This window comes from Micromonospora sp. NPDC049903, assembly GCF_044460945.1.
In the GTDB taxonomy this organism is placed as follows: Bacteria; Actinomycetota; Actinomycetes; order Mycobacteriales; family Micromonosporaceae; genus Micromonospora.
The window spans coordinates 353,313-378,562 of sequence record NZ_JBITKL010000002.1 but is presented as its reverse complement, the minus strand read 5'-3'; the positions used below and the strand labels follow the sequence as shown (position 1 = coordinate 378,562).

Sequence of the window (25,250 nt, the reverse complement as noted above, 5' to 3'; positions counted from 1 at the left end):
GGTCGGCTCAGGCCCGCTTGTCCCGGATCGCCCGGTCCAGCGCCCGATCGAGGACGACCAGCAGGGCGTCCCGCACCGAGAGCCGGTCCCGGGCGTCGAACTGCACCAGAGGTACGTGCTCACCGATGGCCAGGGCCCACCGGATCGCGTTGAGGTCGTGCGCCAGATGCCCGTCGAAGGCGTTCACCCCGACCACGAAGGGCAGGCCGGCCCGTTCGAAGAAGTCGATCGCCGGGTAGCAGTCGTCCAGCCGGGCGCTGTCCACCACCACCAGCGCACCGAGCGCGCCCCGGGCCAGGTCGTCCCACATGAAGCCGAAGCGGGCCTGGCCGGGCGTGCCGAACAGATAGAGCTTCAGGCTGCGGTCGATGGTGACGCACCCGAAGTCCATCGCCACCGTGGTCGTGGTCTTGTCCGAGCGCTGGCCGGGGTCGTCGACCCCGATGCCGGCGATCGTCATCTCCGCCTCGGTGGTCAGCGGCACGATCTCCGATATGGCGCCCACGGTGGTGGTCTTACCCACTCCGAAGCCCCCGGCCACCAGGATCTTGACCGGGATCGGCGGGGTCCGGCGGTGCGCACCCGTACCACCGGACCCCGCCGGGGGCCGGTACGGCGGTGGCGGGGCCACCGGGGCGGGGGGTGGCGGCGGGGTGGCCCGTCCCACCGACGGGGGGACCGGCGCGGAGCCGCCGTAGCGGGCCGCGGCGCTGTTGGCGGAGAGCGCGCCCTGCGGGGCGACCGGCCAGTCAGGAGATTGCACGAAGTCCATCAATCACTCGCAGGATGACGTCGGGGTCGAGGGCGTCGTCGGCAGCGTTGACGTGTACGTCCAGATGGCCGGCGGCCCGCAGGTCGCCCACCAGGACCCGGGTCACACCGAAGTGCAACCGGGTCTTCGCGGAGATCTCGGCGACCGAGATCGGGTCGCCGCAGAGTGCCACGATCGCCTGGAGTTCCGGGGTCAGCCGGGCGGTCACACTGGTCCACGGTTCGGGGCCGGGCCGGGCGGTCACCTGGGTCTCCAGGCCGATCGACGGGTCCGCGCCGGCCACCCGCCCGGCCGTGAGCACGAACGGGCGGAGTCCGGTCGGACCGGCCGCCTCCGGTTCCGATCCGACCGCCGCCGGTGCGTCCGCCGGTCCGGCGTCGCCGGCCGGGGCGGGCTCGCGCAGGTAGGGCCGGATCCGGAACACCGGCTCCGGTTCCGCACCGGCGGCGTCGGGATTCATTGCTGAACGGAGTTCTTGAGCTCGGCGATCAGGCGCGGGGTGAGCGCGCTTCCGGCCCGACCGGCGAAGAGGGTCATCTCGTATGCGACGGTGCCGAGGTTGGCCGACCGGTCGGCGACCACACCGAGCACCGAGCCGCTGCTGATCGCGCTGATCAGCAGGTAACCCTCGGCCATGTCCACCACGACCCGGTTCAGCCCGCCCAGCGCGTACCAGCTCGCGGCGCCGCCGGCCAGGCTGGTCATGCCGGAGACCACTGCGGCGAGCCGCTCCGCGTTGGACCGGTCCTTGATCGCGGACATGGCCATCAGCAACCCGTCGGACGAGACGGCGATCGCCTCCAGCACCCCTGCCGTGCTTGAGGTGAAGGTGTCCAGAAGCCAGTTGAACGTGCGGGCCTCGGGGCTGAGGTCGCCGGCCGGGTGACTCTGGTGGTCGAGGTTCTCGTGTACGTGCGGGCTGGTCAAAGTGGCGTTCCTTCTTCGTCGCTGCGGTCGGGACGGACATCGCGCAGAGCCCGGGCGACGCCGGTCTCGAACGCGTTGATGAGATCGCGGACCTCGGCCGGGTCACCGGGGTTCTGCGCCATCGTCTGGCGGGGCGTGGTGGCGATCAGGTTTGCGCCCGGCACCCGCCGGCTCAGTTGGGTGGGTGCACCGGATGGCGCGGGCTCGACCGGCTGCGGGAGCGCCGCCGCCCGGCTCTGCTCGGCCCGGCGTACGCCCGACTCGAACTGCTCGACGAGGGCGCGGGCGGCGACCGGGTCGGCGCCGGTGGCGTCCACCGGACCCACCCGAGGTGCACTTCTGGACAGGCTGGCACCGGGCACCCGCTGCCGGATGCCGGGCAACGGGCCGCTCGGCGCGGTCGGCGCTGTCGGGGTGGCCGGCGCGGTCGGGGTGGTCGGGGTGGGCGGCGGCCCCTGTGCCGGCTCGGTCCCGGCCGGTGCAGCGGGATCGCCGACGGCCGGACGGTCCGGCGTGACGATGTGGTCCGGCGTGACGGTGTGGTCCGGCGTCACGGTGCCCGGAGCGGTGGCGAAGGCGTCCCAGGACGCACCCAGCTCCATGCTCTCGGTGGCCCGGCTGAGCAGCTTCTGGTCGAAGCCGGGCAGCGCGGCGGCCTCGACCGGTGGCCGGACCGGACCGCCGGCCCCGACCGGCACCGGTTCGGCCTGGGCCGGGCCGCCCAGCGCCAGCATGGGCGGCGGGGTGCCCGGGTCCGGCTGGTGCCGGGTGGGCAGCGCGACGGGCACGCTGGCCCGGGCGGTGGGGATCACGCCGCCGGTGCCGAAGACCAGCGACGCCCGGGGGATCAGCACGGTGGCGGTGACGCCGCCGCCCGGCGTCGCGGACAGGCCGACGCCCCAGCCGTGCCGGCGGGCCAGCCGACCCACCACGAAGAGTCCGAGCACCTCGGTCGGAGCGAGGTCGAGCCGTTCCCGGCGGGTGAGCCGGACGTTCTCGTCGGCCAGCCGTGCCTCGGTCATGCCGATCCCGTGGTCGACCACGGTCAGCCGGGCGCCGTCCTCGGTGATCTCCCCGCCGACCACCACGCGGGTGTGCGGCGGGGAGAAGACCGTGGCGTTCTCCATCAGCTCGGCCAGCGCCAGCACCAGGTCACCGATGATCGCCGGAGCCGCCGACACCTCGGCCGGGACCGCCACGTCGACCCGGGTGTAGTCCTCGATCTCACCGAGGGCGAGGCGGACCGCGTCGGCCAGCGGGACCGGCGCGACGTGGGTGACGTCGCCCGTGGCGCCGGAGAGCACCACCAGGTTGCCGGCGTTGCGCCGCAGCCGGCTGGAGATGTGGTCGAGGCGGTACAGGCTCTCCAGCCGTCCCGGGTCGGCCTCCTGCTGCTCCAGCCGGTCGATCAGCGCGATCTGCCGGCCGACCAGGTTCTGCGTACGCCGGCCGACGTGCCCGAACATCTGGGCCACGTTGCGCCGGCTGGCCACCTGCCGCTCCACCAACTGGGCTGCGGTGCTCTGCACCCGCTCGAAGGCACGGGCCAGGTCACCGATCTCGTCCAGGGCGCGTACGTCGACCCGGTCGAGCCGGATCGGCTGGGCGGTGTCGGTCTCGTCGTCGGCAACCCGCACCAGTTCGGACTCGGCGACCCGGGCGACCCGGTCGGCGGAGCGGGTGAGTCGGGTCAGCGGCCGGGCGACGGTCCGGCCGATGGCCAGGGCGAGCAACACCACCACGACCAGGATCAGCAGTACCAGGGCGGTCACCCAGTACGCCTCGGCGAGTGCGGTCTGCCGGTCCGCCCGGACCTCGGCGGTCACGTCGGCGACCAGCTTCTTCTCCACGAACTGACCCAGGGTGATCAGTGAGGAGATGGTCGGGTAGAGGACCTCGACGGGCGTCTGCGACACCGCGCCCACCGGGTCCAGCGAACTCTGGTCCAGGAAGCCGGGCCCGGTCCGGGCGTCCAGGGCGGCCTGCTCGATGTCCATCAGGGCCAGTTGCTCGGGCGTGATCAGGCCCAGCAGTTGGGTGGTCTGCGACTGGAGGGTGGCCATGTTGGCCACGAAGACGGTGGCGAGCTGCGGGCTGGGCCTGGCCGCGACGAGCACCAGCAGGGCGGCGCCGCTGCCGAGCCCCTCGCTCTTGCGCAGGATCCCGTCCAGCGCCAGCACCTGCCGCCCGGCCGAGGTGCGGGTGTCCACGTCGTACGGCAGGCGCAACGAGTCGATCAGTCTGATGTGCACCGGCCCGTACGCGCCGATGACCTGGTCCGGGCTGGCCTGTCCGGCCAGCGTGGCGGTGCGTACCTGGGCGAGTTGCCGGACCCCGTCGAGCGCGGTCGTCACCTCCGGGGACAGTTCGTCACCCAACTCGGTGCGCAGGTCGACGATCAGGTCGTCCACCTCCGCGATCTCCTGCACCAGGTCGGTGCGCTCGACCTGCCGCAGCAGCAGGCCGATGGCGAGCATCCGCTCCCGCTGGAGGTGTTGCAGCAGGGTGCCGACGCGGCTGGCGACCCTGACGGTGCTCTCGATGTCGCCGGCCCGCTGGGCGACCCCGGCGCGTTCCCACACCACCGGCAGCGTCAGCCCGAGCATGCAGAGCAGGGGGATGAGCACCAACAGGGCGAGTTTGCCCCGGATCCGGAGCCTATCGAGCAGCATCGAAGGGCCTCCACCGATCCGGGTCGTGGCCGTGCCCGACCGGCTGGAGCGCGCGGTCACCCGGCGTACGGGTGGGCTCCCACGGGCTGTCGGTCGGCTGCTCCGGGTCGCCGGCTTCGGCGTCGGTGCCTTGCGGCCGGCCGGTGTTGTCTCTCGGGCGAGACAACCATCCGGTCACCGCCAGGGCGATCAGCAACAGTCCGGCGACGCCGCCCGCGACCATGGTCAGCCGGTCGTCCCGGTCGAGCTGGTCGATCCGCTCCACCAGCAGCCGGTCGATCTCGTCGAGCAGGATCGGCTGGAGTTGCGTGGCGGCCCGCTGGGCGTCGTCCCGCGCGCTGGTCAGCCGGACCAGGTTGACGGTGCCGGTCCGGTTGTCCGGCTGGGAGTGGACCGCCATCGCCTCGGCCGCCCGCTGGTAGGCGTCGAACGGCGTGAGCACGCTCGCGCCCAGGTCGGCGCTGGCCGAGCTGTCCACCACCGCGCGCAGGTTGTTGACCAGGTCGTTGGCGGGTTGCAGCGCGGCGAGCCGCAGGGTGGCCAGCTCGCTGAGGGTACGCACCCGGTCGCTGGCGGGCCGCTGCTGGGCCAGGACCGCGATGTCGACGAGTCGCCCGGCGGCCACCGTCGCCTCCGGCATCTCCTCGCCGACGCCGTCCTGGAGGAAGTACGAGGCGGCGCCGGAGTCCCGGATCAGGCCGGAGGTCTCGCGTACCTTGCCGTGCAGGGCCAGCAGCAGGTCGGTGACCTCCCGGTAGGCGCTGTACGCCGCCTCCGGGTCGAGCGACCGCTCGGGCAGTGCCTCCAGCTTGGCCCGGATCCCGGCCCACCGTTCGCTGGTGCTCAGCTCGCCACCGATGCGGGCGTCGACGGCGGCGGCCCGCTCGACGGCCTGCTGGAGGCTCTCCCGAGGCGGTTGACGGTCGGCCACGGCGGCGCTCTGCGCGTCCACCAGCGCCTCGGTCACCGGTCCGAGGGCGCGCAGGTACTCCACGCCCAGTCGCTCCTGCTTCAGGGCCTCGCGGTCGGCGTCGATGTACTGGTGGGCCCGTACGACGAGGAACGCCACCGGCAGCAGCAGCGCGGTGGCGAGTAGCAGCGGCAGTATGCGGCCCGGTGTCCGGGGCTGGCGACGGACCCGCGAAGCGGGAACGGTCATTTTTTCTCCTCCGGGTGGCGCAGTGGTCGGGGGATGGCGTCAAGGAGCCGGTCCCGTGCGCCGGACCGGAAAACTAATCGAACGGGGACTGTCTGTATGGGTCTCTCCGGGTCAGGTTTGCGTCACTTCGAGCGATGTGACGGAGGATTAACTGATTGACTACGGTGGGTGGTTCTTTCCGTGGAGATACGTCGTAGTTACGCGTAGTTTCCAGTGAAAGGCATTAATTTCCAGGATGCGAATTCATCCCAAAGGTTCGCTGCGGAGGATGTGCGGTCGACCCCTTGCGGATGACGATCGGCCGAGTAGGACGGACGTACGGCGGATCTCAGCTACCACTCAGGTTGCGGGCCGTACCGTGTGCCGCATGAGATCGCCGTTCTCGGCCGCACGGATTCGTCGTGCCCTACCCACCGGCCGCCGGTCCGTCGCCGCGTCAGTGGCCGTCGCCCTGCTCGCGGCGGTCGTCGTCTGGGCGGTGTGGCCGGACCGGCCGAGCTTTCGGACCGAGTCCGCGATGCTCACCGTGCGATCCGGGCCGAACGGCGACGAGCCCGTCGACCTGGACACCACGCTGTATCTGCCGCGCGAGGCCGCCGCCGATCGGAAGGTGCCGGCGGTGCTGCTCGCGCACGGTTTCGGCGGCACCAAGAACTCGGTCCGCACCGACGCCGAGGACCTGGCCGACCGGGGTTACGCGGTGTTGACCTGGACCGCCCGGGGCTTCGGCCGCAGCGGTGGCCAGATCCACCTGGACAGCCCCGACCACGAGGTCCGCGACGCGCAACGACTGCTGGACTGGCTGGCCGAGCGTCCGGAGATCCGGACCGACGCGACCGGCGACCCCCGCGTCGGCGTGGTCGGCGGCTCCTACGGCGGCGCGCTGGCGCTGCTGCTCGCCGCCCAGGACCAGCGGGTGGACGCGATCGTCCCGATGATCACCTGGAACGACCTGTCCCGTTCCTTCCTGCCGGAGAGCACCGGTGGGGAACCGGCCGGTGGGGTGTTCAAGTCCGGCTGGGCCGGCATCTTCTTCGGTGGCGGCGGCGCCGTCGGCTCCGGGCCGGCCGGAATCTCCGGCACCGGCGCCGAGTCGCCGGAGGGCGCGCCGGAGGCCGGGCCGCCCAGCCCCGCGCCGGGCCAGGGGCCGGGCACCGCACCGGGCGCACCGGCCGCCGGTGGCCTGCCCGATCCCTCCTGCGGCCGGTTCGCCGCCGACGTCTGCGCCGCGTACCTGCGCATCGCCGCCACCGGTCAGGCCGACCAGGCCGCCGTCGACCTGCTGCGCCGCTCCAGCCCGGCCGGCGTGCTGGACCGGATCGAGGCGCCCACCCTGCTGGTACAGGGCGCGGCGGACACCCTCTTCCCGCTCGGCGAGGCCGACGCCAACGCCCGGGGCATCGCCGCCAACGGCACCCCGGTGCGGGTCGCCTGGTTCACCGGCGGCCACGACGGCGGCTCCGGACCGCAGACCGACTCCGACCGGGTGAAGTTCCTGACCGCGCAGTGGCTCGACCACTACGTCGCGCAGACCGGGGACGCACCCGGCGACACCTTCACCTTCTCCCGGATCGCCGGCTTCGACGCCATGGACCGGGGGCTGGTCGCCACCGGATACCGCACCGAGGACTACCCCGGTCTCGGCGGCGACTCCCGCCGCGAGGTGACCGTGGCCGGGCCGCCCCAGCCGGTGGCGAACCCGCCCGGCGGCAACCCCGCCGCGATCTCCTCGGTGCCCTTCGCCGGCTCGTTGAGCTCCCTGCTCAGCGGCGTGGCCGGCGACATACCCGGGCAGCACGCCCGGTTCGAGTCCGAGCCGCTGACCGAGGCGGTCGACATCGTCGGCTCGCCCACCGTCTCGCTGCGGGCCGCGTCGAGCAGCGGCGAGGCGGTCCTCTTCGCCAAGCTCTACGTCGTCGACCCGGAGGGGGCGGCCACCCTGCCCAGCGGGCTGATCGCGCCGATCCGGCTCACCGGCCTGCCGTCCACCGTCGACGCCGCCGAGCCGGTCACCGTGACCCTGCCGGCGATCGTGCACCGGGTGGAGGCCGGGCACCGGCTCCGGCTGGTGGTGGCCACCTCGGACCAGGCGTACACCACCCCGATCGAGCCGGCCGTCTACACGGTCGCCGTTGGTGAGACGCCGGTCAGCCTGCCGACGGTCGACAGCGACCCGATCCCCACCGAGGCGGCGCTCTGGCGCTGGGTGCTGGTCGGGCTGATCGCCGCGATCGTGATCGGGCTCGTCGTGCTGGTGGCCGTGCTGCGCCTGCGGCACCGCCGTCAGGACACCTCGATCCATCCCGAGTACGCGGACACCCCGCTGGCCGTGCGCCATCTGCGCAAGGAGTACGCCGACGGCTTCGTGGCCGTCTCCGAGGTGGACTTCGAGGTGCACCCCGGTCAGGTGGTCGGCCTGCTCGGGCCCAACGGTGCCGGCAAGACCACCACCCTGCGGGTGCTGATGGGGCTGACCCAGCCGACGGCCGGGGAGATCTATGTCTTCGGGCGCCGGCTGGTGCCCGGCTCGCCGGTGCTCTCCCGGATCGGCGCGCTCGTCGAGGGGCCCGGGTTCCTGCCGCACCTGTCCGGCCTGGAGAACCTCAAGGCGTACTGGCGGGCGACCGGACGGCCGGAGGCCGACGCGCACTTCGAGCAGGCGCTGGAGATCGCCGGGCTGGGCTCGTCGGTGCACCGGCGGGTCCGCAAGTACAGCCACGGCATGCGGCAACGGTTGGCCATCGCCCAGGCCATGCTCGGCCTGCCCGAGCTGCTGGTGCTCGACGAGCCGACCGACGGGCTGGACCCGCCGCAGATCGCCGAGATGCGTCGGGTGCTCCAGCGGTACGCCACCGACGGCCGGGCGGTGCTGGTCTCCAGTCACCTGCTCGCCGAGGTCGAGCAGACCTGCACGCACGCCGTGGTGGTCAACAAGGGCCGGATCGTGGCCTCCGGGCCGGTGGAGGACATCGTCGGCGACTCGCCGAGCGTGCTGTTCGAGGTGAGCGACCCGACCGCGGCCCGGGACGTGCTCAACGACCTCGGCGGCGTACGGGTGCTGGACGACGCCGAAGGGCACCTGGTGGTGGACACCAACGGCACCGCCCGTAGCGAGGTGGTCGCCGAGCTGGTGCGGGCCGGTATCGGGGTGGACCGGGTGGTGCCCCGGCGCCGCCTGGAGGACGCGTTCCTCGCCCTGGTGGGCGAGAACTCTCGGGGAAGCGGGGACCGGTGATGGCGGGATCGACCGTGCAGCCGACGCGGGAGGAGTCCGGGGTGGCTCCGTCGGGAGCCGCCGCCGGCTACCGGCCGTCGAGGACGCTGCCGTTCGGGGCCGAGTTCCGCCGACAGGCGGCACGGCGGCGTACCCAGTTGGCGCTCGGCTTCATGGTGCTGCTGCCGTTGATCATCCTGATCGCGTTCCAGTTCGACTCGGGTGACGACGACAGCGGCCGGGGCGAGTTCGGCAGCCTGGTCTCGTTCGCCACCTCGGGCGGGCTGAACTTCACCCTGTTCACCATCTTCGTCTCCGCCTCGTTCCTGCTGGTCGTGGTGGTGGCGCTGTTCTGTGGTGACACGGTGGCCAGCGAGGCGAGCTGGGGCAGCCTGCGCTACCTGTTGGCGGTGCCGGTGCCCCGGGCCCGGCTGCTGACCGTGAAGCTGCTGGTGGCGCTCGCGTACTCGGCGTTCGCGCTGGTGCTGCTCGCCGGCACGGCCCTGCTGATCGGCACCCTCCGGTACGGCTGGTCACCCCTGCGCAGCACGGTCGCCGCGCAGCTCGAACCCGGCGAGGGGCTGCTCCGCCTGCTCGCGGTGCTCGGCTATCTGGCGGTGGTGCTGCTGGTCGTCGCCGGTCTGGCGTTCCTGCTCTCGGTGGTCACCGACGCCGCGCTGGGCGCGGTGGGCGGTGCGGTGCTGCTGTGGATCCTCTCCAGCATCCTGGACCAGATCACCGCGCTCGGCGCGATCCGGTCGTTCCTGCCGACCCACTACAGCACCGCCTGGCTGGGGTTGCTCTCCACGCCCGTGCAGACCGACGACATCGTCCGGGGCGCCATCTCGGCGATCTGCTACGCCACCCTCTTCTGGGGGCTCGCCTTCTGGCGCTTCACCCGCAAGGACATCACCAGCTGAGTGCGGCGTCGACGCCGCCGTCCGTCCGTCCGGTCGGCGGGCGTCGGCGTCGACGCCGTTCGCTCCTTCCAGGCGCTGACTCCGATCCGGCCGGTGTTGCCGAGGTCGATCGGCCCCTCCATGTCGAGGTCCTGCGCCGGCTGTCCGGTCACCGGAGCGATCTCCAGGCGCGCGGCGTCGGTGGCGACCACGGTCGGATCGTCGACCAGGTTGCGCCAGATCACGGCCGCTCCGGCCGCGTCGCCCGGTGCCAGCACCAGCGGCCGGGGTGGGGCGTCGAAGCCCGAGGCGATCCCTGTCGCCCCGGGGACCACCCGGACGGTGATCCGTGCTCCCTCGCCGTCGTAGAGCCGCAGCGCCGGGTAGCCGTGCAGCCGGTACGGCTGGTCGCCGCAGTTGACCAGCTCCACGCCCATCGCCCGGAGCCCCATGGCCGCGCTGACACCGAGGTAGCGGATCAGTACGCCTGACTCGGGGCAGACCTCCGGTCCGTCCGGGCCGGTCGGGGTCGGTGCCAGCGCCGCCGCGCCGGCCGGTTCCGCCGGGGCGTCACCCGGCCCGCCGCCCGGCCCGTCGACCGGTGCGCAGCCGGCGAGCATCGCGGCAGCGGTCAGCAGTGCGACGAGCCGAGGACGCCGTCCGGCCGGGCCCGCGTCGCCGTATCTCGTGGTGGTAGTCGGCATCGATCCCCCGTGGATGTCTCGCATCGGCTCATCGTCGCATCACACGTCTCGATCGCCGGGGAGGGGAACCGATGCCCCCGGGTGGGCGGCTCGTGGCGGCATCGCGGGACCGGGTACCGCTCGGCGTACCGGCTGGTGGGACGAAGGTGGCCGCCTCCAGACCCGGCTGGGTGGCCGGCTCTGGCCGGTGGGGGCGCAACATGTTGCCGTCATGTGTCGACCGTGTACAGGGGAACTTACCGAGGGTGACCAAAAGGATCATCGTCGCGGGGGGTTTCTTTGGAAGTTCCAGTCGCTACCATCGATGTGGGAGCGTTCCCAAAAGAAGAGATTGCATCGACAAATATTTATCAGTCCCGCATTCTGGATGCCCTCGTCCATCCACAATGGAGGTTCCGGAATGCGTACTGACCGGTTCGGCGGGCCGGCCCTGTCCCTGTTCCGCATGGTCATCGGCCTGCTGTTTCTCTGTCACGGGTTGTCGTCCCTGTTCGGCGTCTTCGGCGGTGCCCGGGGGAGCGGTGAAGCCGTCCCGCTCGGCACGTGGCCAGGTTGGTGGGCCGCGCTGATCCAGGCCGTCTGCGGCGCCCTCGTGCTCGTCGGCCTCTTCACCCGACCGGCGGCCCTGCTGGCGTCGGGCTCGATGGCCTACGCCTACTTCGTGGTCCACCAGCCCGAGGCGCTGTTGCCGCTGCGCAACCACGGCGAGTTGTCCGTGCTGTTCTGCTGGTCGTTCCTGCTGATCGCGGTGCTCGGTCCGGGTAGCTGGGCGGTGGACAACCTGCTGCGCCAGCGCAGCGGGGCCGCACTGGACGTGAAGGCGGCCGAACGCAGGTCCGTACCGGCCTGATCCGGCTGGTGCGGCGACCAGGCCGACGCTCGTGCGCGACCCTGGACCGGGTCTCCTCCGGCACCGCCGGAGCCTCTCCGGTCCAGGGTCGTCGCGGTCTTTCAGGCGGTGGCGGCGGTGAGGAATCGCTCACAGGCTGAGATCGAACGCTGACGAGCGCGCCGGGATTGCCTAGACTCGGCGGCACAACTGAATACCTCATCCAGAGGGGCTGAGGGATACGGCCCGACGACGCCCCGGCAACCACCCCACGCGCTCATCGCTGAGCGTCCCGTGGGGCAGGTGCCAATTCCGTCCCCGCCGCAGGGTGCGATGTGGGGGAAGATGAGAGGACTCGGACATGACGTCGACGCTCGCCCCTACCGGGATCGACACCACCGCCAGCCCCGCCCGCGCCCTGGTCTGCCGTGCCTGTTCCGCGCGCTACCCGCTGGCCGCACAGCACGCCTGTTACGAGTGTTTCGGCCCGCTGGAGGTCGACTACGACCCGGCGGCCCTCGCCACCGTGACCCGCGAGCAGATCGAGGCGGGCCCGCAGAACATCTGGCGCTACGCGGCGCTGCTCCCCGCCGGCCAGGACCCGGCCACCCGGGTCACCCTGGACCCCGGTTTCACGCCGTTGGTCGCGGCCGACCAGCTCGCCGCCGAGCTGGGCATCACCGGCCCGCTCTGGATCAAGGACGACAGCGCCAACCCCACCCACTCGTTCAAGGACCGGGTCGTCTCGGTCGCGCTGACCGCCGCCCGGGCACTCGGCTTCTCCCGGTTCGCCTGCGCCTCCACCGGCAACCTGGCCAACTCCGTCGCCGCCCACGCGGCCCGGGCCGGTACCCCGTCGGTGGTCTTCATCCCCAGTGACCTGGAGCAGGGCAAGGTCGTGACGACCGCCGTCTACGGCGGTGAACTGGTCGCCATCGACGGCTCGTACGACGACGTGAACCGGCTCTGCGGCGAGCTGGTGGAGACCGACGAGTTCGAGGACACCGCCTTCGTCAACGTCAACGTCCGGCCGTACTACGCCGAGGGCTCCAAGACGCTCGGCTACGAGGTCGCCGAGCAGCTCGGCTGGCGGATCCCGGCCCAGGTGGTCATCCCGATGGCCTCCGGCGAACTGCTCACCAAGGTCGACAAGGCGTTCAGCGAGCTGGTCGAGATCGGCCTGGTCGAGGCACCGGCCGGCGGGTGGAAGGTCTTCGGCGCCCAGTCGGCCGGCTGCAACCCGATCGCCACCGCCCTGCACGGCGGCGGCGACACCATCACCCCGGTCAAGCCGACCGGGATCGCCAAGTCGCTCAACATCGGTGACCCGGCCGCCGGCCTGTACGCCCTGGAGGCGGTCCGCCGTACCGGTGGCTGGATGGACTACGCCGACGACGACGAGATCCGGGCCGCCGTGCGGCTGCTGGCGCGTACCACCGGGGTCTTCGCCGAGACGGCCGGCGGGGTGACCGTCGCGGTGCTGCGCAAGCTGGTCGAGTCCGGAAAGCTGGACCCGACCGCCGAGACGGTGGTCTACAACACCGGCGAGGGGCTCAAGACGCTCGACGCCGTCGCGGGCGAGGTCGGGCCGACCCACCGGATCAAGCCTTCGCTGCGGGCCGCCCGCGACGCCGGACTGCTCGGCTGAGGCACACCGCGAGCCCGTCGACCGGGTGGCATGTTGCACGCCGACCGATCCGCCGGGTAACGGGCTTTTAGCGGTGAGTGCAGAAAACACGCCGTCGAGTACTTGACGGCAGGAACCGGGCGGCGCAAGATGCTTCGTGCGGGAGGGCGTTTCGCCGTAGACTTTCAGTCTTTACGACCCAGCGCCGGAGGCGTTGTGCGATCGTCCCTCCCGACCAAGCTTTCCGAAGGGGCCGGCGAATAATCGCTGGCCCCTTCGTTCGTCGTCGCGCAGGCTGCGGACATGGCCATCACCATCACCTCCTTCGGTGCCGACGACGAGTCGGCCATCGAGCAGGCGTTCCGGGTCGGCGCCGACTACTCCGCCACCGACCTGCCGGACTACCCCCCGTTCAGCCGGCAGCGGTTCACCTCGCTGTTCCACCAACCGATGCCGGGCACCGAGACGCTCGCCCTGCTGGCCCACGTCGACGGCGTCCCCGCCGGCTACCTGCTGCTCGACCTGCCGCAGCTGGACAACACCGAGAACGCCTCCGCCGAACTCGTCGTGCATCCGGACCATCGCCGCCGGGGAGTCGGTCGGGCGCTGTTCGAGCGCGGCCTGCGCCTGCTGCGTGAGCGCGGACGCAAACGGGTCAGCGCGATGAGCCGGGCGCACCTGCGCGAGGATCCCGACCAACCCGCCCCGGCCACCCGGTTCGCCGCCACCGTCGGCGCGGTCGACGCCCTGGCCGACGTACGGCGGCGACTGCACATCGCCGAGCTGGACCAGGCCGCACTGGACACGCTGCTCGCCGACGCCCGGTCCCGGGCCACCGGCTACGAGGTGCTGTTCTGGCGCGGGAACACGCCGGACGACCTGATCGCTGACGTCGCGTACCTGGACGGGCGACTGCTGGCCGACGCGCCCATGGGTGACCTGGCGTGGGAGCCCGAGCAGGTCGACGCGGAGCGGGTACGCGGCACCGAGCGGGCGCTCGAAGCGCGCGGCAAGCGGCGCTACCACGCGGGCGTACGGCACCGGGAGTCCGGTCGACTGGTCGCCTGGACCCTGCTCGACATGTCACCGACCGCCGACTGGCACGCCTTCCAACAGATCACCATCGTCGACCCGGAGCACCGGGGGCGCCGCCTCGGCCTGCTCACGAAGATCGAGAACCTTCGTCACCTGCTCGCCCACGAGCCCGCCGTCCAGGTGATCGACACCTTCAACGCGGACAGCAACGATCACATGATCACGATCAACGAGCAGCTCGGTTTCCGGGTGATGGACCGGTGGAGCAACTGGCAGCTCGACGTCTGAGGTGTGACACGCCCCTACTGATCCCGGGGCTTCCTGTTGCATGATGGCGGGCATGACGGAGACCCCGCACCCCCTCTACGACAGGCACGCCGACACCCTCGACCGCGCGCTGACCGCGATCACGGAGCGCGGGTACTGGTCCGCCTATCCGGAATCACCCAGCCCCCGGGTGTACGGCGAGACCGCGGCTGCCGACGGCAAGGCCGCCTTCGAGGCGTACCTGGGTGGAGACTTCCCGCTCGACCAGCCGGGCGACGGCGACCGGGTCGCGACCGAGACCAGCCCGTTCGGCGTCCCGCTGGACGTCCGCTACCCGCACGCCACCGCCGACCAGCTCGTCACCGCCGCCTCTGCGGCGCTGCCCGCGTGGCGGGACGCCGGTCCGCAGGCGCGGGTCGGGGTCTGCCTGGAGATCCTCGCGCGGCTGCACAAGCACGTCTTCGAACTGGCCAACGCCGTGCAGTTCACCAGCGGACAGGCGTTCGTGATGGCCTTCCAGGCCGGCGGCGCCCACGCGCTCGACCGGGCGCTGGAGGCCGTCGCCTACGCGTACGCGGAGATGACCCGGCACCCCGGGACCGCCGCCTGGGAGAAGGCCGCAGGCAAGGGCGACCCGCTGCGGATGACCAAGACGTTCCACGTGGTGCCGCGCGGCGTCGCCCTGGTCATCGGCTGCAACACGTTCCCGACCTGGAACTCGTACCCCGGACTGTTCGCGTCCCTGGTCACCGGCAACCCGGTGGTGGTCAAGCCGCACCCGCGCGCGGTACTCCCGCTGGCCGTGACGGTGCGCTACGCCCGAGAGGTGCTCGCCGAGGCCGGTTTCGACCCGAACCTGGTCCTGCTCGCCCCCGAGGCACCCGGCGAGAAGCTGGCCTCCACCCTGGCCCTGCACCCGGCCGTCAAGATCGTGGACTTCACCGGTTCCACCGAGTACGGCGACTGGCTGGAGGCCAACGCCCGGCAGGCGGCGGTCTACACCGAGAAGGCCGGGCTCAACACCGTCGTGGTCGACTCCACCGACGACTTCGCCGGCATGTGCCGCAACCTCGGCTTCACCCTGACGCTCTACAGCGGCCAGATGTGCACCACCTCGCAGAACATCCTCATCCCCCGGGACGGCATCGACACCGACCAGGGACACAAGAGCTTCGACGAGGTGGCCGCCGGAATCGCCGCCGCGGTCGGCAAGCTCACCGCCGACCCGGCGCGCGGGGTCGAGCTGACCGGCGCCATCGTCAACGACGGCGTCCTGGACCGCCTCGACGAGGTCACCAAGGTCGGTACGCCGGTGCTGGAGTCGCGTACCGTCACGCACCCGTCGTTCCCGGACGCGGTGGTCCGTACGCCAGCGGTCGTCAAGCTGGACGCGAGCGAGACCGCGACCTACTCGCGGGAGTGGTTCGGACCCATCTCCTTCGCCATCGCCACCGACTCCACCGCGCACAGCCTCGACATCCTCCGCGTGACCGTGGGGGAGAAGGGCGCGCTCACCGCCGCCGTCTACTCCACCGACGAGGCGGTGCTGGACGCCGCCGAGACCACCGCGATCGAGGTCGGGGTGCACCTGTCCGGCAACCTCACCGGCGGCGTCTTCGTGAACCAGTCGGCGGCGTTCTCCGACTTCCACGGAAGCGGGGCGAACGCGGCGGCGAACTCGGCGCTCACCGACGGCGCGTACGTCGCCAACCGCTTCCGCATCGTGCAGAGCCGGCGGCACGCCTAAGGGGGGTGTGCTTCGTGCTTGCGGTGGTGGGGTTCTGGGTGCTTGCGGTGGTGGGGTTCCGGGTGCTTGCGGTGGTGGGGTTCCGGGGCAGCCCGACCCGCTCCGGGCGGTCAGGCTTGATCCCTGCGCGGGTCGGGCTGCCCCGGAACCCCGGTGAGTCACCGTCGGAGCATGAGCTGAGCTGATCGGCGGACGGGGCAGGGTTGTCGTTCGCGTCGTGCGGTGGCCCGGGACCCGGGTTCTGCTCAGCCTCGCCTCGCCTCGCCTCGCCTGGGCTCGGCTGGGCTCGGCTGGGCTCGGCTGGGCTCGGCTGGGCTCGGCTGGGCTGGGCTGGGCCGGCTCTGCTCGGCTCTGCTCGGCTCTGCTCGCGCCGAGTCGGTCGGGCCGGGCTGGGTCGGGCGGGCTGGGTTTCGGGCCGGGTCGGGAAGGGCTGGGGCGGGGTGCCGGCGGTACTCCAGCCTGCCGCCTTTGCTCTGCTTCATTCCACGCAACACTTCCGGGAGAACGTGCTGGTTCTGGGCAATTGTCAGGGCATTGCCAGTGCGGTATCTGTCAGGAGGAACGGATCGCCCTGTTCGTTGCGCGGGTTGAAGCAGAGCAAAGGCGGCGCAGGGGACTAGGCATGCGCCGCATCCGCTGGGACAGCCTGGCCGGTCCGCTACCCCGCGACCGTCGTCGCCGAGCAGGAGTCGGGCTGAGCGGGAGTTGGGCCTGGAGGGCCAGGCCGAGCCGGGGTTGGAAACGAGCAGGCAGCGGGCGAGCAGGGAGTGGCCAGTGGGCGGCCCGACCCAGGGCAAGTCCACGGGGGCAGCCGGACCTGGTCGGGTTTCCGGGCAGCCCACCCTGCGGAGGGATCAAGCCTGACCGCCCGGAGCAGGGTGGGCTGCCCGGAAGCCCTCACCCCGACCACGGTGGACTGCCCGGACACCCTCACCCCGACCACGGTGGGCTGCCCGGAAGCCCTCACCCCGACCTCGGTGGGCCGCCCGGACACCCCTGAACGACCGCCGACTACGCCCGGCGACGCATCTGGAGTTCGCGGAGGGCGGGGACGGTGGGGTGCGGCACCCGTACCCCGGTGTCGGCGAAGCCGATCCGTTGGTAGGCGCGGAACGCGCGGTCGTTGCCCACCACGACTTCGAGCATCAGTTCGCGCCGCCCGCAGTCTCGGGACCAGGCACCCACCGCTTCGATCAGGTCCCCGAGCAGGCCCGTGCCGCGCCACGTCGGGGTGACGTAGACCGCGTAGACCACGGTGACCGCGAGTTCCGTGGGGTGGGCGACGCCGCCGGCGTGCCCGACCAGCCGGCCGCCGGGGTCCGCCACGAACTGGGCGGTGTGGGTGCCGGCCGAGACCTGGGCGATCCGGGCGGCGTACTCGGCGTGCGGGCGGGCGGCGGCCTCCGCGATGGTCTCCAGGAAAGCCAGCGGGGCGTCGGCGAGCATCTCCAGCCGGAGGGCCCGCATCCGGGCGGCGTCCGTCGGCTCGACCCGGCGGACGTCCGCCCGCAGGGTGCCGGTCCCGTCGATGGCGCTGGTCATGTCGGCATGCTTACCACAATGACGTACGGCGATGCCGTCAGTCGGAATACGCCCGATTTGTGGTCGTGCGCGGTCGTCACGCCTCGTGTACCGTGCGATTTCGGTCACCGTTTTCGGGGTCGTCGCGGATCGCTGAAACCGGTGGTCTTCGGGTGCTCGGCGTGCCGGTGCCCGGAGTTGTGGTACGCCGCGCAGAGTGAGGACAACACCGTGGCACAGGGCACCGTGAAGTGGTTCAACGCCGAAAAGGGCTACGGCTTCATCGCCGTCGACGGCGGGCAGGACGTCTTCGTCCACTTCTCCGCGATCGAGATGGACGGCTACAAGGCGCTGGACGACGGCCAGCGGGTGGAGTTCGAGATCGCCCAGGGCCAGAAGGGCCCCCAGGCCGAGCGGGTACGCGTCATCTGAGCACACCCCGGACCTCGCCGGCTGATCGTCGGACGGGGTTTTGGGAACGTGGCCGATGCAGGGCTGCGGCGCCGGGGCCGACCAGGGAAGATCATGGGCCGATCCAGCCATCGCTGAGGAGCGTCCATGTCCGACCAGCCGCCCCCGGCGGGTCCGTCCTCGTCCCCCGACGAGCCGGACCGGCCCTCGCCCGCGAACGAGCCGACCCCGCTGGTGAACGAGCCCGACTCAGTCGCCACCGGGCCCGACCCATCCGCGAACGAGCCTGATCGGTCCACCGAGCGGGGCGACGGGCGGCCACCGGTCGACCCCACCGCCCCCTACCCGCAGTCGGCCGGATCCGTGACGCCGCCGGTCGACCCGACGGCCCCGACGCCACCGACTGACCCGACGGCGTCGGTCTCGCCGCCGGGTGCCGGTGAGCCGTCCGTGGTGTCGCCGGGGCCGGGCGTCTCGGGCGAGCCCGCTCCGGCCCCGGGTGTGGGGTCGGCGGCCGCCGCGCCGTGGGGCGGTGGCCCCGAGTCCGGCGTGCCCGGCCAGCCGGGTGCACCAGCGCCCGATCCGGGTCAGCCCTATCCGGGTGAGCCATATCCGGGTCAGCCCTATCCCGGTCAGCCGTACCCGAGTCAGGTCGGGGGGCCGCTGCCCTATCCCGGTCAGCCCTATCCCGGTCAGCCCTATCCGACGTCGCCCTACGGTGGGTACCCGGGGCACGGCCTCGACCCGGCCAGCCCGTTGGTGAATCCGCCCGGTGCCGGGGTGGGTGGCTGGTACGCGCGCTGTGTCGGCGCGGTTCGTCGGGGCTGGCCGGTGCTGCTGCCGATCGTTCTGATCACGCAGGTGCTGCCGGCGATGGTGGTGGCGGTGCTCGGGTTGGTGATCGACCCCACCGCGCGCTGGGAGGACCAGCTCGCCGGCGACAGCGCCGTGCTGCCCACCGGGTTCTGGGCTGACGCCTTCGTGTGGGTGGGCAGCCTGTTCGGGGCGGGTCTGATCGCCAGCCTGGCGCAGTGCGTGGGGTGGGCCGCCGGCACCTGGGTGATCGCCCGGCAGGCGGCGGGTGCCCCGGTCGACCTCGGCACGGCCCTGCGCTACGGGCTCCGGCGGGCGCTCGGGCTCTGGGGTTGGACCCTGCTGTTCGGCATGATCGTGCTGTTCGGCCTCTGCCTCTGCTTCCTGCCCGGCATCTACGCGGTGTTCGCGCTGGCGATGGTCGGCCCGGTCTACCTGTTCGAGCGGGACAACCCGATCGGCCGTTCGCACCAGATGCTGCGGCAGCGGCTGGGCCTGCTGCTCGGCCGGTTGGCGCTGGTGATCGGCGCGGTGATCGCCGTGTCGTTGGCCGCGGCCATGATCGAGCAGGCGGCGCTGCTGTCGATCGGCACCGGTCCGATGGACACCCGGATGGTGACCGTGGGCACGGTCGTGGTGACGGTGATGACGGCGCTGCTGACCCTGCCGGCCCACCTCGCCCAGTTGGTCGGGCTGGTCGTCACGTACGCCGAGCAGCGGGCACACGAGGGTCCGGTGAACGACGCCCAACTGGCGCACGAACTCGGCTGATCGCGGCGGTCGTGCTTGCACTCGGCAGGGCAGAGTGCTAAACAAGTCATTGGCACTCGCATGGCGTGAGTGCCAATTGGTCGGGACGGTGGGGCCACCGCCGCACTCGGGGGACGACCCCGGGCGGGGCAGTGGCCGGTCGTCGCGGGCTATCCGGCCCGGCCGAGGAGACGTCGCCGTCGCCAGGTGGCGACGTCCCAAGGTGCGTACACCAGACGGCCCGTCCGGGGCACACCCCGGCTGGTCCGTGAGTGTCCAGGAGGACAACGCCGTATGGCCAAGATGATCGCGTTCGACGAAGAGGCTCGCCGTGGCCTTGAGCGGGGCATGAACCAGCTCGCCGACGCCGTGAAGGTGACCCTCGGCCCCAAGGGCCGCAACGTCGTGCTCGAGAAGAAGTGGGGTGCCCCCACCATCACCAACGATGGTGTGAGCATCGCCAAGGAGATCGAGCTCGAGGACCCGTACGAGAAGATCGGCGCCGAGCTGGTCAAGGAGGTCGCCAAGAAGACCGACGACGTGGCCGGTGACGGCACGACGACGGCGACCGTCCTGGCCCAGGCTCTCGTTCGCGAGGGTCTGCGCAACGTGGCCGCCGGCGCCAACCCGATGGCCCTGAAGCGGGGCATCGAGACCGCCGTGGCCAGCGTCTCGGAGGAGCTGCTGAAGCTCGCCAAGGACGTCGAGACCAAGGAGCAGATCGCCTCCACCGCCTCCATCTCCGCCGGTGACAACACCGTCGGTGAGATCATCGCCGAGGCGATGGACAAGGTGGGCAAGGAAGGCGTCATTACCGTCGAGGAGAGCAACACCTTCGGGCTGGAGCTGGAGCTCACCGAGGGCATGCGCTTCGACAAGGGCTACATCTCGGCCTACTTTATGACCGACCCGGAGCGTATGGAGGCCGTCTTCGACGACCCGTACATCCTGATCGCCAACAGCAAGATCTCGTCGGTCAAGGACCTGCTCCCGATCCTGGAGAAGGTCATGCAGTCGGGCAAGCCGCTGCTGATCATCGCCGAGGACCTGGAGGGCGAGGCCCTGGCCACCCTGGTGGTCAACAAGGTCCGGGGCACCTTCAAGTCGGTCGCCGTCAAGGCGCCGGGCTTCGGTGACCGCCGCAAGGCCATGCTGACCGACATCGCCATCCTCACCGGTGGCCAGGTCATCAGCGAGGAGGTCGGCCTCAAGCTGGACGCCGCCGGTCTCGACATGCTGGGCCGCGCCCGCAAGGTCGTGGTGACCAAGGACGAGACCACCATCGTCGACGGTGCCGGTGACGCCGAGCAGATCCAGGGCCGGGTGAACCAGATCCGGGCCGAGATCGACAAGAGCGACTCCGACTACGACCGGGAGAAGCTGCAGGAGCGCCTGGCCAAGCTGGCCGGCGGTGTTGCGGTGATCAAGGTCGGCGCGGCCACCGAGGTCGAGCTCAAGGAGCGCAAGCACCGCATCGAGGACGCCGTCCGCAACGCCAAGGCCGCCGTCGAGGAGGGCATCGTCCCGGGTGGTGGTGTCGCGCTGGTACAGGCCGGCAAGACCGCCTTCGACAAGCTGGACCTGGCCGGCGACGAGGCGACCGGCGCGCAGATCGTCAAGATCGCGCTGGACGCCCCGCTGCGGCAGATCGCCGTCAACGCCGGCCTGGAGGGTGGCGTCGTCGTCGAGCGCGTCCGCAACCTCGACGCCGGCCACGGCCTGAACGCCGCGTCCGGTGAGTACGTGGACCTGCTGGCCGCGGGCATCATCGACCCGGCCAAGGTGACTCGCTCGGCGCTGCAGAACGCCGCGTCGATCGCCGCGCTGTTCCTCACCACCGAGGCCGTCGTGGCGGACAAGCCGGAGAAGACCCCGGCCGCCCCGGCTGGTCCGGGTGGCGGGGACATGGACTTCTGAGTCCAGCTCCAACACCGGAAAGGGCGGGCCGCGTCAGCGGTCCGCCCTTTTCCTATGTCGGTAGCGGCCGCTCGTCGCGCCGCTGCGCCCGGTCGTACGGTGGGCGGTGCGGTGCCGGTTCGTCGACCAGGATGAGCGGCTCCTCGGGTGCTTCGGCTGCCCCGCTCATCTCCGCCAACTGCTCGGCGTCGCCGTAGTCCAGCCGGTCGATCGGCAGTTGGGCCGGGAGTTCGGGAACCGCGACCAGTGGCACCGCCAGGGTGTCCCGGGTCTGCTCGTCATCCGTGGTCATGGCTGCCTCCTCTATGCAAAACCGTAGGGGGCGTCGATGACCGCGGTGGGTGAACGGTGCTATCGGCGGCTATGAGCCGGTTGACTCGTTCCGGCTGCCGAGCGCCCTGCGGTACAGGAAGAAGACCCGCTCGATCCGGGCACCCGCGCTGCCCGAGTAGAACGGCACCGGCCCGACCCAGCCGATCTGCGCGAACTCGACGCCGGCCGCCCGCTGGTCCCGTAGGCAGCGACGGAGCAGGACACCGCCGATCCCCGACCCCTCGGCGGCGGGCGCGGTGCCCATCGGCCCGAACCAGCTCGGCCGGGACGACCCGTACGCGGCGAAGCCGAGCAGCTCACCGTCGCGCTCGGCCAGGTGGCAGCCGGCGTCGGGACGGCCCACCGAACCGGCCAGCTCGGCGTCCCACGCCCCGCCGAAGGTCGTACGCGCGAACGCGGCCAGCGCCGGCAGGTCGCTCGACTCGGCCCGGCGTACGGTCACGCCCTGCCCGGCCAGCCGGGTCTCGGCGGCTTCGGTGGAGCGCAGGGCGGGCGACGAGTCGTACGACAGGTCGGCGGTCATGTTCCAGGCGGTGCCGTCCTGGCGGTAGCCGAGCGCGAGCGCGAGACAGATCGCCGGGGTGTAGCGGACGTCGATGCCGGGCCAGCCGTAGTGCGGCGGGTTCCCGGCGAGCACCATCTCGACCGCACCCGACTCGGCCAGCATCCGCTCGGCGTGCCCGAGCAGGGCCCGAGCCACCCCCTGACGGCGTACCTCCGGGGCCACCGCCAGCAGGTCCACGTGCCCGGCCTCGCCGGAGCGCGACCCGATCAGGACGCCGACCAGGGCATCTTCCCGGTACGCGCCGAACACCCGCACCGGCCGGTCGGCGGCGGCCCGGTGCCAGAGCGTCGCCACGAGCGGTTCCGCCTCGGCCGCGTCCTCCGGCAGGTCGAGCGCCCGGCGGCACAGGTCCACCACCTCGGCGGCCCGCTCGACGGTCAACTCGACGATGGTGGTCCCGTCCATGTCTGCCGACCCTAGATCACGACCAGTCCGGTGTCAGGCCGCGATCAGTCTGGTGTCAGGCCGCGATCCGGCGTCAGTCCCGGGCGGCCTCGACGGCGGCGTACGCGTCGACCAGCCCGGCGCCGGCCACGTTCGCCGTACCGCCGCAGTTGCGGGAGCCGCTCGGGGCGTCGATCGGGGTGGCCGTCTCGCGCAGGATCCGCCGGGTCCGGTCCAGGTCACCGACGAGCTGCGGGTTGGCCGACCACATCAACGCCACCACGCCCGCCACCTGCGGGGTCGCCATGGACGTACCGGCGAGCGCGGCGTAACCGCCCCCGGGCATCGCGGAGAGGATGTCCGCACCCGGCGCCACCAGGTCCGGCTTGTGCACGCCCGACGGGGTGGGACCTCGGGACGAGAAGTCGGTGACCCGCCGCCGCTCGTCCACCGCGCCGACCGTCAGCACGTCCGGGTACGGGGCCGGCGGGTCCTGGATGGAGCGGCAGTACGGTCCGGTGTTGCCGGCGGCGGCCACCACGAGGATCCCGGCGGCCTCCAACGCGTCGACGGCCGGCAGCAACGTCCGGGGATCGCAGCCCTCGATCGACGGGCAGCCCCACGAGTTGGTCAGGATCTCCGGGGCCCGGGCCGGGCGTCCCTGCGCGAACGGGTCGCCGCCCGGCGGGAAGGGCGCCAGCATGAACTGGAGACAGTCCAGGTACGCGGCGGGGCTGCCCAGGTTGCGGTCGAGGTTGACGCAGCCCACCCACTGCGCTCCCGGTGCCACGCCGATGCCGCCCCGCCCGACGGCGCTGCCCGCCGTGTGGGTGCCGTGCCCGCTGCGGTCGGTCGGCGTACGGGTGTCGTTCCACGGGTCGAACCACGAGTCGTCGCCGCCCCGGAAGCCCGGGGTCAGCGCCGGGTGCGCGGCGTCCACCCCGGAGTCGGAACTGCCCACGGTCACCCCGGCGCCGGTCACCGCCAGCTCGGACCAGACCCGGTCCGCACCGATCATGGTGATGTTCCAGGGTGGTCCGGTCGGCGCGGACGCGTCGCCACGCGTCGTGCCGTCCGGCACCGGTAGCGGGCGCAACCGCTGGCTGACCAGGACCCTCGCCACCTCGGGCCGGGTCGACAACCAGGCCCGCGTGACCGGCCCGCCGTCCACCTCGATCGCGTTGACCAGGTAATAGGCGGTGTGGTCGAGCCGCAGGCGGCGCATATCCCGGCGCAGGTCGGCCTGGGTCCGCTCGGCGGTGTCGACCAGCCGCCGGTAGACCTCTTCGGCGCGGGCGTCCCGGCCCGCCTTGCCCGCCCCGGCCGGCAGGCCGGTGAGGTCGGCCTGCTCGCGCAGCACCACGAACAACCGTTCCCCGTGCAGCCCCGGCTGGCCGGCGACGACGCCTCCGACGCCGACCGTCAGCAGCATCACCACGGCGGTCGTCCAGGCCGTGGCCCGGCGCGGCGGGCGTGCCGAGGGCCGGGCCAGCACCAGCGCGTACGCGGTCGAGAGCAGCAGCGCGATGAGGAGCCCGGCACCGGTGGTGACGGCCACCCAGAACGGGATGTCCCGGCTGCCCGACAGCAGCAGGGTGACCTCCTCCGGGTCGGTGAAGGCCAACGGACCGAAGACGCCCAGCCCGACCAGCCAGGCGGTGGGCAGGCGACCGTGCCGCCGGTCGGTTCGCCGGGCCAGGGCCCGCAGCGCGGCCAGCGCGAAGCCGGCCGGTGGCAGGGTCAGCAGCAGCGGCAACTGGGCACCCGACTGGCCGGTACCGGCGCCGACCAGCAGCAGCACCACCCCGGCGACCAGCCCGCCGAGCAGTACCAGCCGGGCCGGTCGGGGCGGCTCGCCGACCTCGTGGCGGCCCCAGAAGCGGGCGTCCAGCAGTTCGCCGGCCAGCGCTCCCACGGCGGCGGCGGCCAGCCCGGCCAGCAGCGTCTCCAGCAGCCCGCCGAGCGCGCCGAACCGGACCCAGGGCATCAGCAGGACCAGCCCACCCGCGATGCCGAGCAGGGTCACCACGGTCGGCCGGGGAGCCGGCGGCGCGGCCCGGTCGGGCCCGACCGCGTCCGACGGATCATCAACCGGTCCGGAACGATCGCTGACCGGAGCAGCGACCGGCTGCTCTCCGGGCGACTCCGGCCCCGCCCCGGGCGGACCCGGCGGCGTGCTGGGCCATCCCGGCGGCGGGGTGGGCCAGCCGGGCGGTGTCGTGGGCCAACCGGGCGGCGAAAGCGGCCCGGGGCGGGCGCGGCGGGGAGCGGGGGCCAGACGGGGGGAGAGCCGGTGCGCGAGCAGCGCCAGCAGCGCGGCGGTCACGGCCAGTGCGGCGAGGTACGCCTCGTGGTGCACCGGGGGGATCGTCCGCAGCAGCCCGAGTACGCCCATCGCGAGCGTCGCCGCCAGCCAGACCCGGCCGGTGGCGCGGATCGTGGTCGAGCGGGGGACCAGGGCCAGCGGCAGCGTGGCGGCACCGATCAGGAGCACGGCGAACAGGCTGGCGAGCGGCCAGAGCGGCACGAACCGGTCCAGCCCGCTGAGCAGCAGCACCTGGTCGACCAGCCAACCACCGGCCTGTGTCAGCAGGGCGATGGTGACCGTCACGCCACCGACCAGCACCGCTGCGACAACGGCCCAGGGACTGCCGGCGTCACCGGACGTCAAGTGATCGTCACGCATCCGCACACCTTACGGTCC

General features: G+C 72.3%; 19 protein-coding genes and 1 riboswitch. Of the genes, 9 read left to right on the top strand and 10 right to left on the bottom strand.

Annotated features, from left to right (window positions below; translation table 11 throughout):
• Nucleotides 1-7: 7 nt before the first annotated feature.
• From ACIBO1_RS06545 to ACIBO1_RS06525, 5 genes are read right to left on the bottom strand one after another with little or no spacing between them, the layout of a single operon-like run.
• Complete coding sequence (locus tag ACIBO1_RS06545; protein WP_350699269.1) at nucleotides 8-772, bottom strand: ATP/GTP-binding protein; 765 nt, start codon at nucleotides 770-772, stop codon at nucleotides 8-10.
• Entirely contained in the window at nucleotides 750-1,232 is a 483-nt protein-coding gene (locus ACIBO1_RS06540; RefSeq protein ID WP_396742019.1) for a DUF742 domain-containing protein, read from the bottom strand. Before ACIBO1_RS06540 ends, ACIBO1_RS06545 begins: the two co-directional genes overlap by 23 nt.
• Nucleotides 1,229-1,699, bottom strand: coding sequence for a roadblock/LC7 domain-containing protein (locus tag ACIBO1_RS06535; RefSeq protein ID WP_131055729.1), 471 nt, complete (start codon nucleotides 1,697-1,699; stop codon nucleotides 1,229-1,231). Before ACIBO1_RS06535 ends, ACIBO1_RS06540 begins: the two co-directional genes overlap by 4 nt.
• Nucleotides 1,696-4,371 (bottom strand): nitrate- and nitrite sensing domain-containing protein, encoded by a 2,676-nt coding sequence (locus ACIBO1_RS06530; RefSeq protein ID WP_396742018.1) that lies wholly within the window; start codon nucleotides 4,369-4,371, stop codon nucleotides 1,696-1,698. Before ACIBO1_RS06530 ends, ACIBO1_RS06535 begins: the two co-directional genes overlap by 4 nt.
• A complete protein-coding gene (locus tag ACIBO1_RS06525) occupies nucleotides 4,358-5,530 on the bottom strand; it encodes a hypothetical protein (RefSeq protein WP_396742016.1) in 1,173 nt (390 codons plus the stop codon). Before ACIBO1_RS06525 ends, ACIBO1_RS06530 begins: the two co-directional genes overlap by 14 nt.
• A gap of 367 nt (nucleotides 5,531-5,897) precedes the next feature.
• Here ACIBO1_RS06525 and ACIBO1_RS06520 point away from each other — a divergent pair, with 367 nt between their 5' ends.
• Together ACIBO1_RS06520 and ACIBO1_RS06515 are read left to right on the top strand one after the other, a co-directional pair.
• Nucleotides 5,898-8,765, top strand: coding sequence for an alpha/beta fold hydrolase (locus ACIBO1_RS06520; protein ID WP_396742014.1), 2,868 nt, complete (start codon nucleotides 5,898-5,900; stop codon nucleotides 8,763-8,765).
• Nucleotides 8,765-9,664: an ABC transporter permease subunit gene (locus tag ACIBO1_RS06515; RefSeq protein ID WP_350699279.1), complete on the top strand. Its 900-nt coding sequence runs from the start codon at nucleotides 8,765-8,767 to the stop codon at nucleotides 9,662-9,664. Before ACIBO1_RS06520 ends, ACIBO1_RS06515 begins: the two co-directional genes overlap by 1 nt.
• On the opposite strand, the gene ACIBO1_RS06510 is transcribed toward ACIBO1_RS06515, so the two are convergent.
• Complete coding sequence (locus tag ACIBO1_RS06510) at nucleotides 9,601-10,347, bottom strand: DUF4232 domain-containing protein (RefSeq protein WP_396742012.1); 747 nt, start codon at nucleotides 10,345-10,347, stop codon at nucleotides 9,601-9,603. The genes ACIBO1_RS06515 and ACIBO1_RS06510 overlap by 64 nt on opposite strands.
• A gap of 400 nt (nucleotides 10,348-10,747) precedes the next feature.
• On the opposite strand from ACIBO1_RS06510, the gene ACIBO1_RS06505 reads away from it, so the two are divergent.
• The 4 genes from ACIBO1_RS06505 to paaN all read left to right on the top strand — a co-directional run bounded on the left by ACIBO1_RS06505 (nucleotide 10,748) and on the right by paaN (nucleotide 15,852).
• Complete coding sequence (locus tag ACIBO1_RS06505) at nucleotides 10,748-11,197, top strand: DoxX family protein (RefSeq protein WP_396742010.1); 450 nt, start codon at nucleotides 10,748-10,750, stop codon at nucleotides 11,195-11,197.
• A gap of 195 nt (nucleotides 11,198-11,392) precedes the next feature.
• Nucleotides 11,393-11,528: riboswitch (SAM riboswitch) on the top strand.
• A 9-nt stretch (nucleotides 11,529-11,537) separates the two neighbouring features.
• Nucleotides 11,538-12,824, top strand: coding sequence for a threonine synthase (thrC, locus tag ACIBO1_RS06500; protein WP_396742008.1), 1,287 nt, complete (start codon nucleotides 11,538-11,540; stop codon nucleotides 12,822-12,824).
• A 282-nt stretch (nucleotides 12,825-13,106) separates the two neighbouring features.
• A complete protein-coding gene (locus ACIBO1_RS06495; RefSeq protein WP_396742006.1) occupies nucleotides 13,107-14,126 on the top strand; it encodes a GNAT family N-acetyltransferase in 1,020 nt (339 codons plus the stop codon).
• A 52-nt stretch (nucleotides 14,127-14,178) separates the two neighbouring features.
• Nucleotides 14,179-15,852, top strand: coding sequence for a phenylacetic acid degradation protein PaaN (gene paaN, locus ACIBO1_RS06490; RefSeq protein ID WP_396742004.1), 1,674 nt, complete (start codon nucleotides 14,179-14,181; stop codon nucleotides 15,850-15,852).
• A 1,011-nt stretch (nucleotides 15,853-16,863) separates the two neighbouring features.
• Here the strand turns inward: paaN and ACIBO1_RS06485 are convergent.
• Nucleotides 16,864-17,394: a GNAT family N-acetyltransferase gene (locus ACIBO1_RS06485; RefSeq protein ID WP_396742002.1), complete on the bottom strand. Its 531-nt coding sequence runs from the start codon at nucleotides 17,392-17,394 to the stop codon at nucleotides 16,864-16,866.
• Nucleotides 17,395-17,604: 210 nt separating this feature from the next.
• On the opposite strand from ACIBO1_RS06485, the gene ACIBO1_RS06480 reads away from it, so the two are divergent.
• The 3 genes from ACIBO1_RS06480 (at nucleotide 17,605) to groL (ending at nucleotide 21,264) form a co-directional block, all read left to right on the top strand.
• Nucleotides 17,605-17,805, top strand: a complete 201-nt coding sequence (locus tag ACIBO1_RS06480; RefSeq protein WP_099852798.1) for a cold-shock protein — start codon at nucleotides 17,605-17,607, stop codon at nucleotides 17,803-17,805.
• A 126-nt stretch (nucleotides 17,806-17,931) separates the two neighbouring features.
• Complete coding sequence (locus ACIBO1_RS06475) at nucleotides 17,932-19,368, top strand: hypothetical protein (RefSeq protein WP_396741999.1); 1,437 nt, start codon at nucleotides 17,932-17,934, stop codon at nucleotides 19,366-19,368.
• 273 nt (nucleotides 19,369-19,641) lie between these two features.
• Nucleotides 19,642-21,264 (top strand): chaperonin GroEL, encoded by a 1,623-nt coding sequence (groL, locus tag ACIBO1_RS06470; RefSeq protein WP_350699293.1) that lies wholly within the window; start codon nucleotides 19,642-19,644, stop codon nucleotides 21,262-21,264.
• A gap of 52 nt (nucleotides 21,265-21,316) precedes the next feature.
• Here the strand turns inward: groL and ACIBO1_RS06465 are convergent, their stop codons facing one another.
• The 3 genes from ACIBO1_RS06465 to ACIBO1_RS06455 all read right to left on the bottom strand — a co-directional run bounded on the left by ACIBO1_RS06465 (nucleotide 21,317) and on the right by ACIBO1_RS06455 (nucleotide 25,232).
• The gene (locus ACIBO1_RS06465; RefSeq protein ID WP_396741997.1) at nucleotides 21,317-21,556 is read right to left on the bottom strand and encodes a hypothetical protein; all 240 of its coding nucleotides are present in this window, start codon (nucleotides 21,554-21,556) and stop codon (nucleotides 21,317-21,319) included.
• A 69-nt stretch (nucleotides 21,557-21,625) separates the two neighbouring features.
• Complete coding sequence (locus ACIBO1_RS06460) at nucleotides 21,626-22,567, bottom strand: GNAT family N-acetyltransferase (RefSeq protein WP_396741995.1); 942 nt, start codon at nucleotides 22,565-22,567, stop codon at nucleotides 21,626-21,628.
• A 73-nt stretch (nucleotides 22,568-22,640) separates the two neighbouring features.
• Nucleotides 22,641-25,232 carry a S8 family serine peptidase gene (locus ACIBO1_RS06455; protein WP_396741993.1) on the bottom strand — a complete coding sequence of 864 codons (2,592 nt, stop codon included), beginning with the start codon at nucleotides 25,230-25,232 and terminating at the stop codon, nucleotides 22,641-22,643.
• Nucleotides 25,233-25,250: the final 18 nt, after the last annotated feature.

Bases quoted from the DNA above. Each gene is read 5' to 3' on its own strand.
- ACIBO1_RS06525 (WP_396742016.1), bottom strand. From the start codon at position 5,530: ATGACCGTTCCCGCTTCGCGGGTCCGTCGCCAGCCCCGGACACCGGGC.
- ACIBO1_RS06475 (WP_396741999.1), top strand. From the start codon at position 17,932: ATGTCCGACCAGCCGCCCCCGGCGGGTCCGTCCTCGTCCCCCGACGAG.
- ACIBO1_RS06465 (WP_396741997.1), bottom strand. From the start codon at position 21,556: ATGACCACGGATGACGAGCAGACCCGGGACACCCTGGCGGTGCCACTG.
- ACIBO1_RS06510 (WP_396742012.1), bottom strand. From the start codon at position 10,347: ATGCCGACTACCACCACGAGATACGGCGACGCGGGCCCGGCCGGACGG.
- paaN (WP_396742004.1), top strand. From the start codon at position 14,179: ATGACGGAGACCCCGCACCCCCTCTACGACAGGCACGCCGACACCCTC.
- groL (WP_350699293.1), top strand. From the start codon at position 19,642: ATGGCCAAGATGATCGCGTTCGACGAAGAGGCTCGCCGTGGCCTTGAG.
- ACIBO1_RS06505 (WP_396742010.1), top strand. From the start codon at position 10,748: ATGCGTACTGACCGGTTCGGCGGGCCGGCCCTGTCCCTGTTCCGCATG.
- ACIBO1_RS06540 (WP_396742019.1), bottom strand. From the start codon at position 1,232: ATGAATCCCGACGCCGCCGGTGCGGAACCGGAGCCGGTGTTCCGGATC.
- ACIBO1_RS06515 (WP_350699279.1), top strand. From the start codon at position 8,765: ATGGCGGGATCGACCGTGCAGCCGACGCGGGAGGAGTCCGGGGTGGCT.
- thrC (WP_396742008.1), top strand. From the start codon at position 11,538: ATGACGTCGACGCTCGCCCCTACCGGGATCGACACCACCGCCAGCCCC.
- ACIBO1_RS06455 (WP_396741993.1), bottom strand. From the start codon at position 25,232: ATGCGTGACGATCACTTGACGTCCGGTGACGCCGGCAGTCCCTGGGCC.
- ACIBO1_RS06530 (WP_396742018.1), bottom strand. From the start codon at position 4,371: ATGCTGCTCGATAGGCTCCGGATCCGGGGCAAACTCGCCCTGTTGGTG.
- ACIBO1_RS06460 (WP_396741995.1), bottom strand. From the start codon at position 22,567: ATGGACGGGACCACCATCGTCGAGTTGACCGTCGAGCGGGCCGCCGAG.
- ACIBO1_RS06485 (WP_396742002.1), bottom strand. From the start codon at position 17,394: ATGACCAGCGCCATCGACGGGACCGGCACCCTGCGGGCGGACGTCCGC.
- ACIBO1_RS06545 (WP_350699269.1), bottom strand. From the start codon at position 772: ATGGACTTCGTGCAATCTCCTGACTGGCCGGTCGCCCCGCAGGGCGCG.
- ACIBO1_RS06495 (WP_396742006.1), top strand. From the start codon at position 13,107: ATGGCCATCACCATCACCTCCTTCGGTGCCGACGACGAGTCGGCCATC.
- ACIBO1_RS06520 (WP_396742014.1), top strand. From the start codon at position 5,898: ATGAGATCGCCGTTCTCGGCCGCACGGATTCGTCGTGCCCTACCCACC.